The organism is Kitasatospora sp. NPDC098663, assembly GCF_044760075.1.
In the GTDB taxonomy this organism is placed as follows: domain Bacteria; phylum Actinomycetota; class Actinomycetes; order Streptomycetales; family Streptomycetaceae; genus Kitasatospora.
The window spans coordinates 18,725-33,966 of record NZ_JBIWAP010000062.1 but is presented as its reverse complement, the minus strand read 5'-3'; the positions used below and the strand labels follow the sequence as shown (position 1 = coordinate 33,966).

The window sequence follows — 15,242 nt, the reverse complement described above, 5'->3', positions numbered from 1 at the left end:
CAGTCAGTGTTCAGCCCGCCGGGTCTCCGGCCGGGACCCCGGCGGCGGGTGTCCACGGATTTCGTCCGATCGGCTCATGGCGACACCCGCTGTGCAGGACCCGGCGGTGGCCTGCGATGCTGTCGGCGGACACGACGGACAGAGCGGCCAGAGGCGGCCTGGAGCGCCCCCGCGGCAGCAACCGGGGCGGCCCCACTGACCTGGGCATGCCCAGGGTCACGAGTCCGCAGCCGGAGTCGCCCTGAGGAGCCGGGCAAGACGCGCGTCCAGGCTCGGCTGCGCGCGGGATGCCACCAGCCAGGATCGATCGCGAACTGGCCGCCCGAACGGCCGGCGCCCGGACCCCAGACCCTCAGGAAGGCTGGTGGTGTCCGGGCCAGCGATGGTGGGGCAGATGCCGCCCCGCGTGGCTGCCCCACCTGACGGAGCAAGGGTCCTCCTCGATAGCCTCGCCCGTATGACGACGATTGACGACCTGGTTGCTCTGGTGCCCCCACCGACGAACCCCATCGGCGCGAGCGGTGACTGGGCGCAGGTCGAGAACGCCCTCGGCCTGGCACTTCCCTCCGATTTCAAGTCCCTTATCGCCTCCTACGGCTTGGGTCAGTTCGTCGACTTCATCACCCCCCTCACACCGTTCGGCAGCCGCAACCTCCTGCTCCAGTCCGCGCAGCGGCTGCTGGAGAGCGAACGATCGTTCCGTAAGGCGAACCCGGACAAGTGCCCCTACCCCTACTTTCCGGAGGCCGGTGGCCTGTTGGAATGGGCTGGAACCGACAACGGTGACCGGCTCTGTTGGGTGACCGGCGGCCACCCGGACACCTGGACCGTCGTCGCCTGGAATCCGCGCGGGTGGTACTACGACGCCCACGAGACCGGCGCAGCCGGTTTCCTCCACGGCTGGCTGAGCGGACGGCTCAACACCACCGTCTTCGCTGCGAACGAGCACGTCACGGCACCGTGGTTCGAACCGTTCCGCGAGCTCAACCACGTCTACATCAAGCTCACCGACGGCCAGCGAACCTACCCCGAGCGCCTTCGAATCCTTCAAGAGGCCCTCTCCCCAACGGCCGACCGAGGCGGCTACACGGAAGGAGATGACCGTCAGGACCACTTCGACGCCACCGAGCTCGGCTGGAGACTCACCTACGAGACGGCCTACGGCCACCAGATCCGCATCGCCTTCCCACCCGAAGACGAAGATCAAGTGCGATCAACCCTCCTCGCCACCATCCACAGCATGGGCTGTGACGTGCTGTCCACAACGACGCACCGAGGCCAGCCTGTCTGGAACTGACACCAGCTGAGCCACCCAGGACCAACCGGCTCGGTGATAGGTACTCAGGCCGCAAGCCCATAGTCCGGATGATCATCGGCCATCGCCCGGGCTGCGACGTCCGGGCGCCGCAGCAACCCGGTGGTCACCTCCGCCGCGACGTGGTCGTCGCGGGTCAGCTCCTCGACCACCTTCACCTTTTCCGCCGGCGTGACCCGGGCGACCACCGCTGGCCGGTGCAGGAACTTGGGAGCGACCGCGGCGGCGACCTCGTCGTCGCGGGTCAGCTCCTCCACCACCCGGACCTTGTCCTCCGGCCTGACCTGCGCGACCACCGCCGGGCGCCGCAGGAGATCGCCCGTCACAGTGGCGGCGACCGCCTCGTCCTGGGCAAGGGTGTGGATCGCGCTGACCTTCTCCTGAGGGGTCACCGCCGCCTCCGACACCCAACTCTCCACCACCCACATCGCCGACCTCACTCCAGCCGCAGCCACCATCACCCTCCACGACCCCGACGGCCCGCGCCACGGCTGCACCACACACCCCGCACCCACCTGGGCACGCCCCATCCTCCTCGCCGCCTCCTCCCAGCACAGGATCGCCGCAGCCGGTGACACTCCGCTGTTCACCGCGCCCTCCCCCCACCGGCCTGCCTGACCTGACCGCCCTCACCGAAGCCTGCAAACTACGCCCGCCCCAGCCACCCAGAAAGCGTCCACGCTCCCACACGCCAGCTCCACCCAGCCGACCCAGAAGACCATCTGGCCGCTCAGCAACACCCACTACCGCCTCCCCTGGGCCGCTATGGAAGACATGCGCGGCTGCCCACCCCCACCCGCCCGGTGCAGATAAACCACACCCGAACCCTGCTCCCTCCAGGCAGCACCAGCTCTCCACCCGGCCCTCTCCCCGAGGCCATGCCGCGGCTGAGGACCTGGCCGGGTCAGCGCCGGCCGAGGCCGAGCGCGGCGAGCTGGTCGAGCTGCTCGCCGGTTGCCGTCGAAGCGGCGTTCAGCAGTGGCGCGGCTGCGTCGGCTTGCCGACCCCGTAGCGGGCCCGGCGTTGGTGGAGGCCCTTGAACGGGAGGTCCGTGACTCCCACACGTGGGAGACCCAGTACCAGATGGTCGTTGGGCTGATCCCGGAAGGTGTGCCGAAGCGCGATGGCGGTCACCGGCGAGACCGGGTGACCTGGGCGAAGGCGAACCGCGAAGCGCGACGGTTGTCACCATCGGCGCGCGTTACGGGTCACCACCGGTTGGTGCTGGCCGAACGGTTCGCTACGGCGTGCATCGTCAACGAGATTCCGTCGTTGCGGTCGATCAGGTGGGCCCGTCGTCGCGCTGGTGAGCGTGCTGGCGCCTGCCCTGGTCTTGGTCGTGACCCCGCAAGGTATGTAGACGCCCGCGGCGCAGGGCATCCGTGCGGTACCGGTTGCCCGAGTTCTCCGGCACCGCAAGGTCTCTGGTCCGTCCGCTTGTCCGTCGGTGACCGCGGCGCTGGTGATCATGTTTCGGTCGCTCGTCGTCGAGTTCCGGACGCCCTGCACGGGATGTCACCCGGTGGATTCGGTTTGCTTCTTACGGTGAGATCCGATCTCTGAGGAGGAAGCCTTATGCTCACCAAATGGCGCATTATGGGCGCATTCGTCGTTCCCGCCACCCTCGCCCTGGCGCAGGCGCCGGCCGTGCAAGCCGACCCGGTGCCGGTCACCGAGACCTTCGCCACCGCCGGAAGCTATGACTGGACGACGCCCGACGGCGTCACCGAGGTCACGGTGGACGTCTGGGGCTCCGGAACCGGCGGCTCGGGGGGTACCGGAGGCGCAGGAGGCGGCGGAGGTGGCGGCGCCGGCGGCCAGAAGGCCACCGGTATCGGCCGCGGCGGGACCGGAGGCGGAGGTGCCGGCGGCAACGGCGGAGGGGGCGGACAAGGCGGTGGCCATGTCACCTGTGTCATCAAGACCACGCCCGGCGAGAAGGTCACCATGAAGATCGCCGCCGGCGGCAACGGCACTGCGGGCACCCCGGGTTCCACTGGCGGAGCCCGGGGCGCGTCCGGTCTCATCGGCGGCGGCGGCTACAGCGCGGCCAACGCCGACTCCACCACCCAGCCCGGGACGAAGGGCGGCGCGAGCTCCGTGAACTTCTCGGGCTTCCGCGCGGTCGCCCTGGCCGGCGGCGGTGACTCGAAGGACAAGAAGCGCGGCGCGGTGGGAGCGGCCCGCGGCGGCGGCTGGGCGGGCGGGGGCAAGCTCGCGATCCCCGGCGGCAACGGCTACGGCGGCGCGGCCGGAGGCCAGGGCGGCCTGGGCGGCGACGCCCCCCAGAACCCGTTCACCTACGGCTGCTCACGCGGCACGCAGAAGGCCCTGGAAACCGCCCCCGGCCAGGACGGCCTCGTGGGCTCCGCAGGGCGCGACGGCAACCCGGACGCGAACATCGGCGAACTCGGCGGCCCCGGCGGCCTCGGCGGAGCGGGCGGCAGCACGAGCGCCCTGGGCTACGGCCAGGGCGGCAAGGGCGGTGACGGGGGCCACGGCGGCGACGGCGGTCTCGGCGGCGACTGCGCCGGGTGCGACGGCTCGGACGGCGACCTGGGCAAGCCCGGCCAGGCCGGAGAAAGCGGCCACGACGGCGCGGTGGTCTTCACCTATACCAAGCCGTAGCCCGGTCACGGTTGCAGCCAGGAGCGCCCGAACAAGGCGCTCCTGGCTGCAGGCCATGCCCCCGACGGGATGTCGAACGCCGCCGCCACCCGCGCGGCCGGACGGCATGTCGACACCGTCCGGGCCTGGCGCAAGCGCTTCGTCGTCGAGCGGATGTCCGCGCTGGTCGACCAGCCCCGGCCGCTGGGTCGGCCCCGACTGGCTCCGCAGGACAAGCTGCGGAGCATCGCGGCGGCTACCGAGACACCGCCGGGCGCGGACACCGTGTGGACCCACCGGCTGCTCGCCGAACACCTCGGCCTGGCCGGGCCGGCGGTCTCCGCCTCCCAGGTCGGGCGGATACTGAACGGTGTCGACCTCAAGCCGCACCTGGCTGACGCGCCCGACCGACCCGGAGTTCTTCACCAAGGCCGCGGAGGTCTGCGCGCTCTACCGGACCCGCCCGGCCGGCTCCGTGGTGGTCAGCGTGGACGAGAAGACCGGCATCACCGCCCGCAGCCGCAAGCACCCCGACCAGCCAGGACGCCCAGGGCGGCGCACCCGCCGGGAGTTCGAGTACGTCCGCCACGGCACCGTCTCCATCATCGCCGCCCTGGACGTCCACACCGGCCAGATCCTCACCGAGCGCATCGACCGCAACAACGCCGACACCTTCATCGGGTTCCTGCGCACCTTGGATGCCAGCGTTGCGACCGGCACCGACATCCACCTGGTCATGGACAACGACTCGTCCCACGTCGCGAGGAAGACCAAGGCATGGCTGGCCGCGCGTCCCCGGTTCCACGTCCACCACACGCCCAAACACGCCAGCTGGCTGAACCAGGTCGAGCTGTTCTTCTCCGCCCTCACCCGGCGCCTGCTGCGTCGTGGCCAGTTCGCCTCCCGCGACGATCTGGCCACGGCCATCGACGACTTCGTGCTGGCCTACGACGGGCACGACGCCAAGCCCTATCGCTGGACCTACGACGGCAGCCCGCTGAAGTCCGCGTGAACCCACGAAGGATCGACGCGCCCCCGGGTCGCGTAGCCTCGCCGGATGGCAGAGATCGTGACGACGTATGTCGAGATGACCAACCGCAGTGAACTCCGGCCCGGTACTCCGGTCCCGGGGATGGCGCTCAACACCGTCAACAGGGACTTGCCGTTGGTTCCCGATCTGCTGGCGAGGATCGGCGCGCCGTATCAGTGGCGCAGCGCACGCCGCAGCCCTCAGAAGTGGGAGGCGTGGTTCGCCGAGCATCCGGATCTCACCTGTTGGCTTTTGACCGTGGCGGACGAACCGGTGGGCATGGTCTGCTACGACCTGCATCCGGGCGCCGACGTCGAGATCAGGACGTTCGGCCTGCTGCCGGAGTTCACCGGCAAAGGCTTCGGTGGCCACGCGTTGACGCTCGCGATCCGACAGGGCTGGGACCTCGTGCCGGACGTGCGCCGAGTCTGGCTGCACACGTCGTCGGCAGACCACTCGAACGCGCTGCCCAACTACCACCGTCGCGGCTTCCGGACCTTCAAGACCGACGACGATGGAACCGAACACCAGCCACAGACAACTGGACCGACGACGACAGCCCGCTGAAAGCCGAACCCCCGAAGGATCAACGCGGTGCTGCACTAGGACACCTGGCACTCCGCCACAACGGGCCCAGGGCCCCGGGGGCGCCTGCCGGCCCCCTGGGGTCATACACGGCATCTACGGCCGGACAAACATCATGCCGCTGAGGCCGCTGCGGGCGCAGCCGGGACGGTCCGGGGTGCCTCGCGGAGGGTGGTCTCAAGGAGTGGCGGGGCGGGGGTTGTCGATCTCCAGCCACACCGACTTGCCCTCCTCGCGGGGGTCGGCTCCCCAGCGGTCGGCGAGCTTGGCGACGATGTGCAGGCCGTGGCCGCCCGGGAGACCCGCGGCCCGCGGCTCGCGGGGGCGCGGGAGGTTCGGGCTGGCGTCCGTGACCTCGATCCGCAGTCGGGCGGGGGCGGCGTGCAGCACCAGTTCCCGGGCGCCGCCAGCGTGCAGGACGGCGTTGGCCAGGAGTTCGCTGACGAGCAGCAGGACGTCGTCGCAGTCGTGGGCGTGCCAGTCGTCGAGGGCCCGGCGGGTGAACTCCCGCCCGCGGGGGACCTGGCCGGGGACGCCGAGCAGCCTCAGGCGTCTGACCTGTCCGCCGGGTGGCGGGGCCGCCGGTTCCGCCCCGGGGAGGCCCTCGTCGCTAGCCATCTATCATCCCTCACAGATCGGTCAAACAGGACGAAAACGGATCGGACCTTCACTGGGCGCGTGCCCTGGGAACGCCGGAAAACACCTCGCCTTCGCCCCCCCCGCCGCCGACCGACGGTCTCAGGGGCCCTCGACAGCACCGGCGGCGTCTGCGTACAGGTCGAAGACCTCGGATGCGCCGGTGATCTCCAGGAGCCGCGTCACCTGGGCGGGGACAGCGGCCAGCCGCAGCTGACGGCCCGTCTCCTGGAGCGCCAGACGGGTCTGCAGCAGCAGGTTCAACCCGGAGGAGTCGCAGAACCCGACCGCCTCCAGGTCGATGACCACGACACTGGCGGGACTTGCCACGGCCTTCGCCAGTACGGCGCGGGCGGCGTCCGCATGGTCCAGGTCCAGGTCGCCTTCCAAGCGGCTCACCACAGACCCCTGCGTCGCTACCACCGGCTCAGCGGGCGCAGACCGGCCGACCGTGCGGTCGTCTCCCTCGGTGTTCATCCTGTCCGTGCCTTCCTCGGCGGTCCCATGAGGCGGCTGCCCCCGGACGTGACAATACGGTGAAGACCGCGCCGGGCGGTAGCGCGCGCCCGCGCCGCACCCGTTGCGGCACCATGCTGTCCTTTCGCCCTGCCCTGCCAGGACCACTTCCGGTGCCCGCGGTTGGGGGAGGCGGGTGCTCTTGTAGGCTCGGCGTCGCGGTTGCGAGCAGGGGTGCGGCCGGCAGGAGCGAGCCGAGGAGGAACCGGTGGGCCAGACGACGGACGGCGAGTCGCCTGTGCGTCACGGTGAGCACCTGTGCCGTACCTACGCCGACGAGATCGAATGGGCCCGGCAGGTGGGTGTTCTCCTCCGCGAGGGGATCGCTCTCGGCCAGCAGGTGCTGTACTACGCCCACTCCCACACCCCACAACAGGTGGCTGACCGACTACGCGCCGGTGGACGCGGTCTGAGGGCGGCTGTGGAGCGCGAGCAGGTGAGGGTGCACAGCGCCGCCGACTCGTACCTGCGGCGCCTGCCCTTTGACCCGGACCTCATGATCGCCGGACTGCGGGACAGCTGCCGCCTGGCTCTGGCCCAGGGGTGGAGCGGCCTGCGCGTCATCGGAGAGATGGACTGGGCCGCCCAGCAGGTGCCGGGCGCGGACCGCCTGCTCGAATACGAACTGCGCCTGGACACCGAGGTCTTCGCGGATCTGCCCGTCACCGGGATCTGCCTCTACACCACTCAGGCGGCCGCCCGCTGTCCCGCCGCGCTCGCCGCTACGACCCGCCATCGCGGGGGCGCCGGCCTGCCGGAAGCCAGCGCCGGACTCACCGCCCGGCCGCTGCAGCCAGGCGGCCGGATACGCCTTCTGGGAAGCGCCGACCTGGACAGCAGAGCAGAGCTCGCCGCGATCCTCGCCGCCGTCTCCCGACTGCCGCTGCCCGTGGTGCACCTGGACCTCAGCGGTGTCGACTTCATCGACACCGCCGGCGCCGCCGCGCTGACCCAGGCCGCGGTGGTGCTGGCCGGGCAGGACCGGCGCCTGGTCCTGCACCACGCACCCCCCTCACTGCGCACGGTGGCGCAGATGTTCCCCGATGAGTGCAGGGACCTGGAGATGACGGCATGACCGACACCGCGCACCCCCTCGTCCCCGCGGGCTCATTCGTGCACCCCGCGCTGTTCTACCGCACCTCCGGGGAGTACGTGGCAACCGTCGGCTCCTTCGCCCGCGCCGCCCTGGCCGCCGGCGAACCCTGCCTCATCGCCGTCCCCACCTCCCAGTTGGAAGCTTTGCGTCCGGCACTTGATGGTGTCGGAGATGATGCTGAGTTCGTCGACATGACGGTCCTGGGCCGCAACCCCGGGCGGATCCTCGCCGCGTTGCAGGGCTTCGCCGACCGCCACCCGGGCCAGGCCGCACGCATCGTCGGCGAGCCGATCTGGGCCGGGCGCAGCCACGCGGAGATCCTCGAAGCCACCCGCCACGAAGCGCTCATCAACACCGCGTTCGCCGGTCGCAGTGCTACGATCCTGTGCCCCTACGACGTCACCGCGCTGCCCGAGAGCGTGGTCGCGGATGCCCGTCGCACCCACCCCGCTATCTGGGACGGCGGTGAGGATCTCACCAGTACGCTCTACGCCGACCCCGCCCTGGTCTGTGCCGACTGCGACCAGCCGCTGCCCGAACCCGCCGGTGCCACAGTGCTGGCCTATACTGCCGGGCAGTTGGCGCAGGTCCGCCACCACGCCGAAACCTGGGCCCGCACCACCGATCTCTCCCGCGCGCGTCAGGGCGACCTGGTGCTCGCCATCGGCGAAGCCACCGCCAACTCCCTTGCCCACGGCGGCGGCAGCGGCGCCCTACGCCTGTGGACCGGAGAGAACGCAGCGGTCATCGCAGAGATCCGCGACGGCGGCCACCTCAGCGACCCGCTCGCGGGCCGCAGCCGGCCCCGCCTCGCCTCCACCGACGGGGGCCGCGGCCTGTGGATGATCCACCAGCTCTGCGACCTCGTCGAAATCCGCGCCACCGGAGGCGGCCTGACCCTGCGACTACACATGGCCCCCTGACGCCGGAGCCGATGCGGCCCGCAGCCGTCGGCGGGCCTGCGCCACGAACGCCGCGCCGGACCGGGCTCGCCAGGGGCGGCCCGTTTCACCGAAGCGGCCAGTTCGGGTGGGCGTGCGCCGACCCGGCCGCGCCCTCTCAGGCGTTGTCGGTGCGGGGGAAGACGTACGCGTCGAGGACCAGCCCGAGCGCGACGGCGGCCGGCACCGCGACCAGCGCTCCCACCAGGCCCAGGAGCGCACCCCCCAGAAGGACCGCGACCACGGTGACGACCGGGTGCACGTCCACCACGAACTTCATGGCCCGCGGCATGATCAGGTAGTCCTCGAGGAGCCGGAAGGCGATGTAGAAGCCGGCGGTGGCCAGAGCCACCGGCAGCGACACCGACAATGCGACCAGGCTGACGACCACGCCGCCGATCGTCGAGCCGACCATGGGGACCAGATCCATCAACGCCACGAACACGCCCAGCGCCCCCGCATAGGGAACGCCGGCGGCCGCGCACCAGGCGAAGGTCGCCAGGCCCGCGACGGCAGAGGTCAGCACGTTGCCCAGCATGTAGCGGCCCGTCCGGGCCAAGATCTCCTCGGTGATCTCCTCCACCTCCTGGCGCCGACTGCGCGGCACGAACCGGTAGCAGAACGCCTTGATCACCGGCAGGGCCGCCATCACGTACAGGGCGACGCTGACGACGATCACGGTCGACGTCACCGTACTGAGGAGGAGCTGGCCCGCACCGAGCACGCCGCCGAACGCACCGGAGCCGAAGCCTCCCTGGCCCAACTGCTCCTTGGCCCGCTCGACCAGGTGATAGTGGTCCTCGATCCGGCCGAGCGTCGACTGATGGTCGTGCAGCTGCTGGAGCCAGCCCGGGACAGCGCCGACCAGGGCACTCACCTCGGTGCCGACCGGGGGGACGACCACGGCGAGCAGGGCGGTCAACAGCACGGCCAACCCCACCACCACGAGCGCCACCGACCAGGCGCGGCGCAGACCCTGGCGTTCCAGCCACGCGACCACGGGCTCCAGGCTCACCGCGATGAACACGGCGAGGAGCAGCAGGGTGAGCAGCGAGGTGAGCTGGAGTACCGCGTCCGCCAGGTGCCAGGCCAGCAGCGCGCCGACGCTGAGGGCGAAGCCTGCGCGGAACCATGAGGTGACCTGGGGCGCGGTGCGGCCGGGGATCTGGACCCGGGTGCGTGGGCCACCGGCCCGGCGGGCCGGGGTCAGGTCGCGGCCGGGGCCTCCTGCGGGCGTTTCGGAATCCATCGTTTCTCCCCAGCCCTTGTACGGGGGCAGCCGCGGGTTCCTCGGCTCGCCATTTGCCTTCTGCCTTCTTGGTGTCGACGGCGGCGCCCGCCGGGAGAAGCCGCGCACCGCGGGGAGAGAGCTCTGCCGATAACAGGAGCGGAGATGCCGAGGGGGCACGCACCGCGGTGCGTGCCCCCATGCTGTTCCGGCCCCGCCGGGGTGCCGGAGCGCCTACCAGCGGTACCAGCGGCCGCGGCTGCCGGAGGCGCCGGTGCTGCGGGCCACGAACCCGAGCAACCACACCACCAGGACCACGATTGCCACCCACCACAGGGCCTTGAGTGCGAAGCCGGCACCGAACAGGATCAGCGCCAGCAGCAGAACAAGAAGAAGGGGAACCATCTCGACCTCCGTAGTCAGTGTTGGCAATCCGCTTGCCCTGGTCTGCGGCACATATGCGGGGGAATCTTCCGGCCGGTCGGGGGCAGACGGGATGCCAGCACAGTTTCGACGAACTGGAGGCCGATATGAGTGCCAGTGACAAGATCGAGAACGCCGCGGACAAGGCCAAGGGTGCGGTCAAGGAAGGCGTCGGCAAGGCGACCGGCAACGAGCGCCTGGAGGCCGAGGGTAAGGCCGACAAGGCCAAGAGCGACGTCAAGCAGGCGGGAGAGCACCTCAAGGACGCCTTCAAGGACTGACGCGGCTTCCTGACCCCGTGGCGGTGGGCCACCAGAAGCGTGGGTGGCCCACCGTCGCCACGTTTGAGGCGCCCCGGAACTGCCGGGCGAGATCACCGCAGCGCCCGCCAGTTCGGCGCCGCATCCGTTCCGAACACCCTGGAAGGATTTCGACCGTGGGACTCAAGCACCCCCGCCACCGGCGACGCCCGCAGACCGAGGGAACCGCCAACCCCCTGTTCAGCAGGGAGCCGCGCACCGTGGCGCGGCACAAGATCCCGCGCCGGGAGATGGACCCGGACACGGCCTACCAGATCGTCCACGACGAACTGATGCTCGACGGCAACGCCCGCCTCAACCTGGCCACCTTCGTCTCCACCTGGGCCGAGCCGCAGGCCGAGCGGCTGATGGCGGAGTGCGCGGACAAGAACATGATTGACAAGGACGAGTACCCGCAGACCGCGGAACTCGAGGCCCGCTGCACCGCGATGCTCGCCCGCCTGTGGCACGCTCCGGACGCCCACCAGGCGGTGGGCTGCTCGACCACCGGCTCCAGCGAGGCCGCCATGCTCGCCGGACTGGCCCTCAAGCGCCGCTGGCAGCATGCCCGCAGGGAAGCGGGCGAGCCCGCCGGGCGGCCGAACCTGGTCATGGGCATCAACGTCCAGGTGTGCTGGGAGAAGTTCTGCGAGTACTTCGAGGTCGAGCCCCGCTACGTCCCGATGGACGGCGAGCGCTACCATCTCTCCGCCCAGGGCGCGGCGCAGCTGTGCGACGAGAACACGATCGGTGTCGTCGCGGTCCTCGGGTCCACCTTCGACGGCAGCTACGAACCGGTCGCGGACATCGCCGCGGTCCTGGATGACCTGGAGCAGTACTCGGGGTGGGACATTCCCCTGCACGTGGACGCCGCCTCCGGCGGCATGATCGCCCCTTTCCTCGACCCGGACCTGCCCTGGGACTTCCGCCTGCCGCGGGTGGCCTCCATCAACACTTCCGGACACAAGTACGGTCTCGTGATGCCCGGCGTCGGGTGGGCCCTGTGGCGCGACGCCGCCGCGCTGCCGGAGGAGTTGGTGTTCCACGTCAATTACCTCGGTGGCGACATGCCCACCTTCGCCCTCAACTTCTCCCGCCCCGGCGCCCAAGTCGTGGCCCAGTACTACAACTTCCTGCGCCTGGGCTTCGAGGGCTACCGCCGAGTCCAGCAGACCTGCCGCGACGTCGCGACCCGCCTGGCCGCCGAGATCGCGAAGCTCGGCCCCTTCGAGCTCGTCACCGACGGCTCCGAGCTCCCGGTCTTCGCGGTGCGGCTGCGCGAGGACGTCGACAACTTCTCGGTGTTCGACGTCTCCGCCGCACTGCGCGAGCACGGGTGGCTTGTGCCCGCATACACCTTCCCCGCCAACCGTACCGACCTCGCCGCCCTGCGCATCGTGGTACGCAACGGCTTCGGCCACGACCTGGCCGACCTCCTCCTGGACGACCTGCGCCGTGTGCTGCCGCGCCTGCAGGCCCAGCAGACACCGCATCGGGACGCCGACAACGCCGGTGGATTCGCCCACGGCGCCGAAACCAAGGACCCGCAGCAGCCCGGACGCCACTGACCGAAACGGAGCCCGGGAGCCGAAGCGGCGCCCCGTCCTGCTCCCCTGGCCGGCGTCCGCCGCCGACCTCTCGACGAGCGGCCTGGCGTTCGCTGCACGCCCCGCGTCGGACGGCACGGAACTCGGCGGCCGCCTGCGGAAAGAGATCCGTTCGGGCAGCCCAGAGACAGATGGCAGCCACCAGGGCGGCAGTGGGCGCCTTCACGCCTGAATGGTGAAGACCTGGTCGAGGCCGACGATGACGAGGATGGGCAAAGTGTCGGCGGGGACGCAGGCCAGATCCAGGCGGGCGCCCGGGGCCTGGGCGTGGCGGCGGGCGGCCAGGAGGGCGGTGATGCCGCTGGAGTCGCAGAAGCCGAGGCCGGACAGGTCGATGACCGGGCACTGGCCCGGGGGTGAGGGCCAACTGTTCGACGTGCTGGCGCAGGGCGGGGGCATGTTCGTAGTCGAGGTCGCCGGCGACGCGCAGTACGGGGCCGGTGGCGGTGTCGTGGTGGGTGGTGTTCAGCGGGCTCATCGTGTGGGATTTGTTGCCGGGGTGGTGGTCGGATGGGTGGCGCGGGGACACCGAGGGCCAGGAGAGCGGTGTCGTCGTCGAGGCCGCCGCTGAAGCTCTTCAGGAGCGCAGCCAGGGCAGTGATCATCTCGCGAGGGCCGGCGGGGGCGTGGTCAGTGGCGAACGTCTGCAGGGCGTCGTCGCCGAACAGGCCGGTGCGGGTGGGTCCGGGGCGGGCCTCGGTCAGCCCGTCGGTGTACAGCGGAAGGGTATCTCCGTGGCCCAGGACGGTCTGCGCGGTGGCGAACGGGGCATCGGGCAGAATCACGACGAGCACCCCCCTGGGGTGGGCAGGAATTCGGCTGGCCGTCGGCGCGCAGGATCAGCGGCGGGGGAGGGGTGGCCGCCGGAGGCGATCCGTACGGTCCGGTGGCCGGGCTCGGCCGCCGGTTCGAGGGTGCCGAAGATCGCGGTGCAGTAGCGGGGGTCGCCGGCGGCGGCGTACTGCTCGTGCAGGACGGTGTTGAGCGTGGCCAGCGCGGTGGCCGGCTCTGGGTCGTGCAGGGCCGCCGGTGCAGCGGGTGAGGGAGGCGGCTGCGGGTCACGATTTTGCTGTGGACATGCCTCTCGGTCTGGGGTCGCCACGGCTTCGCGGATCCGCGCGACCGGGAAGGTCGCCGCGATCGGCACCGTGATCTCGCCAGAACGGATCACCTCGGCGATCTGTTCTAGGGCGCCCGCACCCGCGTCGAGGGCGCCCGGCGCCAAGCCGTGCTGAACGCCAACACGGAACTGCGTGAACGCGACGCCCTGAAGCGGATCGACCTCGCCGCCTCGATGATCGAGGCCCTCACCCGCCGCGGAGTCCCGAGCCTGACCGCGCGTGTGGCCGCGCAACTGGGCACGCTCGCCTGGGAGGTCGCCTACGACCAGTGGATCAACACCGACAACAGCGACGGCTTCGGCCTGCTGGCAGGACACCCTGGCGGGTGTGATCGTCTTTCTGGTCTGGCTGTGGCTGCCAACCTCGCGATCCTCCTCGGCTTGGAGTTCGATGCCGAACTCGCCCGGGAACGGGCCATCGATGGCGGACTGCCCGCCGACGAGGAGCCTTACGTCGAGCCCCGCGACACCCGTGCCTGGCCGCCCGGCAGCGACGGCGCCGCCGGAGTGCCGAACACCGGGCACCGCGTGTCGCTCGCCCACACCCCATCGCCGACCCGGAGACCATGCTGGAGCACAACCCGCTGGCTGCACGCCTCATAATCTCCGCGCCCGCTGATGCGGGGACCTCGACCCGCGCCTCGCCGGACACAACCGGAGCGCGCGCCGGCCCTCGACGGTTCGCCTGGCGCCCGCGGCAAAAACGAGCGGCGTCCGCACGACATACTCGCGGGGAGCCCGTCATGGCCAGGATTCTCTACAAGCCGCTCGGGCTGCTGTTCGGCGGCGTCGTCGCCGGCGCCCTGTTCAAGCGCCTGTGGGCGCTGCTCGGACACGAGGGACGACGCGCCGGCCGCCACCGACCAGGACCGCACCTGGGCCGAGGTGCTCACCGCCGCGGCACTGCACGGCGCGGTGTTCGCGCTCGTCAAGGCAGCGATCGACCGCGGCGGTGCGGCCGGCACCCGGCGCCTGACCGGCACCTGGCCGGGCTGAGACTCCGTCGACTACTCGCTCGCCCGGGCCGCCCCGGTGGCGGCTCGGGCGAGCGGGGCCGATGCTCGATGGCATGGGCAAGAAGCAATGGGCCGAGGCCGTCGTGCACTGCCTGCCGAACGCGGTGCCCGGCACCGCTGCGGCACACCTCGCCGGCCGCGTCCGTGTCACCGGCCGATGGGTGAGAATCCGCACCAACGACGACAGCGGCGGGGATGGCGCACAGATGTGGATCTCCGCCGCCGCCGTCCAGCGCATCGTCTGGGCCGCCCCCGGCTCCGGCTGAGCCCGCGGGCACCGCCGCCGCACAGAAGGGTGATCATGCCTTCCAGCGCGTCCAGCCGCGACGAGACACCCGAGGAGCGCGCCGACCGGCTCTGGAACGAGATGCTCCAGGAAGTCCGGGTCTGCCAGACCGGCGCCCAGATCCTCTTCGGGTTCCTCCTCTCTGTCGTCTTCACGCCGCGCTTCACCACCCTGCCCGCCTTCGACCGCCACCTCTACGCCGCCACCGTCCTGCTCGGTGCTGTCGCCACCGGCGCCCTCGTCGCCCCCGCCGCCTTCCACCGGTTCTTCGCCGGACACGGCATGAAGCCCGAACTCGTCCACGCCGCCGGACACCTCATCACCACCGGCCTGATCCTGCTCGCCCTCACCATCACCAGCGCCGTCCTGCTTCTGCTCCGCACTGCCCTGCACACGAGCGCGGTGGCCTGGACCCTCAGCGGCGCGGTGCTGCTCTGGTTCACGACGGCGTGGTTGGTCCTGCCGTACCTGGTCCTGCGACGTGACGCCCGCCGCGAGCAACGCGATGCCGGGGAGGGCGCGTCCGGGCGCTGAGTG

At 71.1% G+C, this 15,242-nt stretch carries 16 protein-coding genes and 4 pseudogenes; 13 read left to right on the top strand and 7 right to left on the bottom strand.

Annotated elements, in window-relative coordinates:
- The first annotated feature begins 457 nt into the window (after positions 1–457).
- The gene (locus ACIQVZ_RS38540; RefSeq protein WP_402456747.1) at positions 458–1,297 is read left to right on the top strand and encodes an SMI1/KNR4 family protein; all 840 of its coding nucleotides are present in this window, start codon (positions 458–460) and stop codon (positions 1,295–1,297) included.
- A 44-nt stretch (positions 1,298–1,341) separates the two neighbouring features.
- Here the strand turns inward: ACIQVZ_RS38540 and ACIQVZ_RS38535 are convergent, their stop codons facing one another.
- Positions 1,342–1,722 (bottom strand): DUF6192 family protein, encoded by a 381-nt coding sequence (locus ACIQVZ_RS38535; RefSeq protein WP_402456745.1) that lies wholly within the window; start codon positions 1,720–1,722, stop codon positions 1,342–1,344.
- A gap of 1,168 nt (positions 1,723–2,890) precedes the next feature.
- Between ACIQVZ_RS38535 and ACIQVZ_RS38530 the strand changes: the two genes are divergently transcribed.
- The 4 genes and pseudogenes from ACIQVZ_RS38530 to ACIQVZ_RS38515 all read left to right on the top strand — a co-directional run bounded on the left by ACIQVZ_RS38530 (position 2,891) and on the right by ACIQVZ_RS38515 (position 5,519).
- Positions 2,891–3,943, top strand: coding sequence for a hypothetical protein (locus ACIQVZ_RS38530; RefSeq protein ID WP_402456744.1), 1,053 nt, complete (start codon positions 2,891–2,893; stop codon positions 3,941–3,943).
- A 69-nt stretch (positions 3,944–4,012) separates the two neighbouring features.
- Positions 4,013–4,276, top strand: a pseudogene (locus tag ACIQVZ_RS38525) (helix-turn-helix domain-containing protein); the annotation flags it as partial.
- 16 nt (positions 4,277–4,292) lie between these two features.
- The gene (locus tag ACIQVZ_RS38520) at positions 4,293–4,934 is read left to right on the top strand and encodes an IS630 family transposase (protein ID WP_402456742.1); all 642 of its coding nucleotides are present in this window, start codon (positions 4,293–4,295) and stop codon (positions 4,932–4,934) included.
- 45 nt (positions 4,935–4,979) lie between these two features.
- Positions 4,980–5,519 carry a GNAT family N-acetyltransferase gene (locus ACIQVZ_RS38515; RefSeq protein WP_402456741.1) on the top strand — a complete coding sequence of 180 codons (540 nt, stop codon included), beginning with the start codon at positions 4,980–4,982 and terminating at the stop codon, positions 5,517–5,519.
- A gap of 195 nt (positions 5,520–5,714) precedes the next feature.
- Here ACIQVZ_RS38515 and ACIQVZ_RS38510 read toward each other — a convergent pair whose 3' ends face one another.
- Positions 5,715–6,155 (bottom strand): ATP-binding protein, encoded by a 441-nt coding sequence (locus ACIQVZ_RS38510; protein WP_402456739.1) that lies wholly within the window; start codon positions 6,153–6,155, stop codon positions 5,715–5,717.
- A 120-nt stretch (positions 6,156–6,275) separates the two neighbouring features.
- On the bottom strand, positions 6,276–6,650 hold the full coding sequence (locus ACIQVZ_RS38505; protein WP_402456737.1) for an STAS domain-containing protein: 375 nt from the start codon (positions 6,648–6,650) through the stop codon (positions 6,276–6,278).
- 247 nt (positions 6,651–6,897) lie between these two features.
- Here ACIQVZ_RS38505 and ACIQVZ_RS38500 point away from each other — a divergent pair, with 247 nt between their 5' ends.
- Entirely contained in the window at positions 6,898–7,764 is an 867-nt protein-coding gene (locus ACIQVZ_RS38500; RefSeq protein ID WP_402456735.1) for an MEDS domain-containing protein, read from the top strand.
- Positions 7,761–8,708 (top strand): anti-sigma factor RsbA family regulatory protein, encoded by a 948-nt coding sequence (locus ACIQVZ_RS38495; protein ID WP_402456734.1) that lies wholly within the window; start codon positions 7,761–7,763, stop codon positions 8,706–8,708. The genes ACIQVZ_RS38500 and ACIQVZ_RS38495 overlap by 4 nt, the downstream gene beginning before the upstream one ends.
- 136 nt (positions 8,709–8,844) lie before the next feature.
- Here the strand turns inward: ACIQVZ_RS38495 and ACIQVZ_RS38490 are convergent, their stop codons facing one another.
- Positions 8,845–9,975 (bottom strand): AI-2E family transporter, encoded by a 1,131-nt coding sequence (locus ACIQVZ_RS38490; RefSeq protein ID WP_402456732.1) that lies wholly within the window; start codon positions 9,973–9,975, stop codon positions 8,845–8,847.
- A 213-nt stretch (positions 9,976–10,188) separates the two neighbouring features.
- Positions 10,189–10,359, bottom strand: a complete 171-nt coding sequence (locus ACIQVZ_RS38485; protein ID WP_402456731.1) for a hydrophobic protein — start codon at positions 10,357–10,359, stop codon at positions 10,189–10,191.
- Positions 10,360–10,484: 125 nt separating this feature from the next.
- Between ACIQVZ_RS38485 and ACIQVZ_RS38480 the strand changes: the two genes are divergently transcribed.
- Both ACIQVZ_RS38480 and ACIQVZ_RS38475 read left to right on the top strand, forming a co-directional pair.
- Complete coding sequence (locus ACIQVZ_RS38480; protein WP_402456729.1) at positions 10,485–10,658, top strand: CsbD family protein; 174 nt, start codon at positions 10,485–10,487, stop codon at positions 10,656–10,658.
- A gap of 155 nt (positions 10,659–10,813) precedes the next feature.
- Positions 10,814–12,244 (top strand): glutamate decarboxylase, encoded by a 1,431-nt coding sequence (locus ACIQVZ_RS38475; RefSeq protein ID WP_402456727.1) that lies wholly within the window; start codon positions 10,814–10,816, stop codon positions 12,242–12,244.
- A gap of 201 nt (positions 12,245–12,445) precedes the next feature.
- Here ACIQVZ_RS38475 and ACIQVZ_RS38470 read toward each other — a convergent pair whose 3' ends face one another.
- Positions 12,446–12,682 carry an STAS domain-containing protein gene (locus ACIQVZ_RS38470; protein WP_402456725.1) on the bottom strand — a complete coding sequence of 79 codons (237 nt, stop codon included), beginning with the start codon at positions 12,680–12,682 and terminating at the stop codon, positions 12,446–12,448.
- Positions 12,683–12,801: 119 nt separating this feature from the next.
- Positions 12,802–13,310, bottom strand: a pseudogene (locus tag ACIQVZ_RS38465) (PP2C family protein-serine/threonine phosphatase); the annotation flags it as partial.
- A gap of 412 nt (positions 13,311–13,722) precedes the next feature.
- Here ACIQVZ_RS38465 and ACIQVZ_RS38460 point away from each other — a divergent pair.
- The 4 genes and pseudogenes from ACIQVZ_RS38460 to ACIQVZ_RS38445 all read left to right on the top strand — a co-directional run.
- Positions 13,723–14,006, top strand: a pseudogene (locus ACIQVZ_RS38460) (hypothetical protein); the annotation flags it as partial.
- Positions 14,007–14,146: 140 nt separating this feature from the next.
- Positions 14,147–14,399 (top strand): annotated as a pseudogene (locus ACIQVZ_RS38455) (DUF4235 domain-containing protein).
- Between the two features lie 73 nt (positions 14,400–14,472).
- Positions 14,473–14,685 (top strand): hypothetical protein, encoded by a 213-nt coding sequence (locus tag ACIQVZ_RS38450; protein ID WP_402456724.1) that lies wholly within the window; start codon positions 14,473–14,475, stop codon positions 14,683–14,685.
- A gap of 35 nt (positions 14,686–14,720) precedes the next feature.
- Complete coding sequence (locus tag ACIQVZ_RS38445; RefSeq protein WP_402456723.1) at positions 14,721–15,239, top strand: DUF6328 family protein; 519 nt, start codon at positions 14,721–14,723, stop codon at positions 15,237–15,239.
- Positions 15,240–15,242 lie beyond the last annotated feature (3 nt).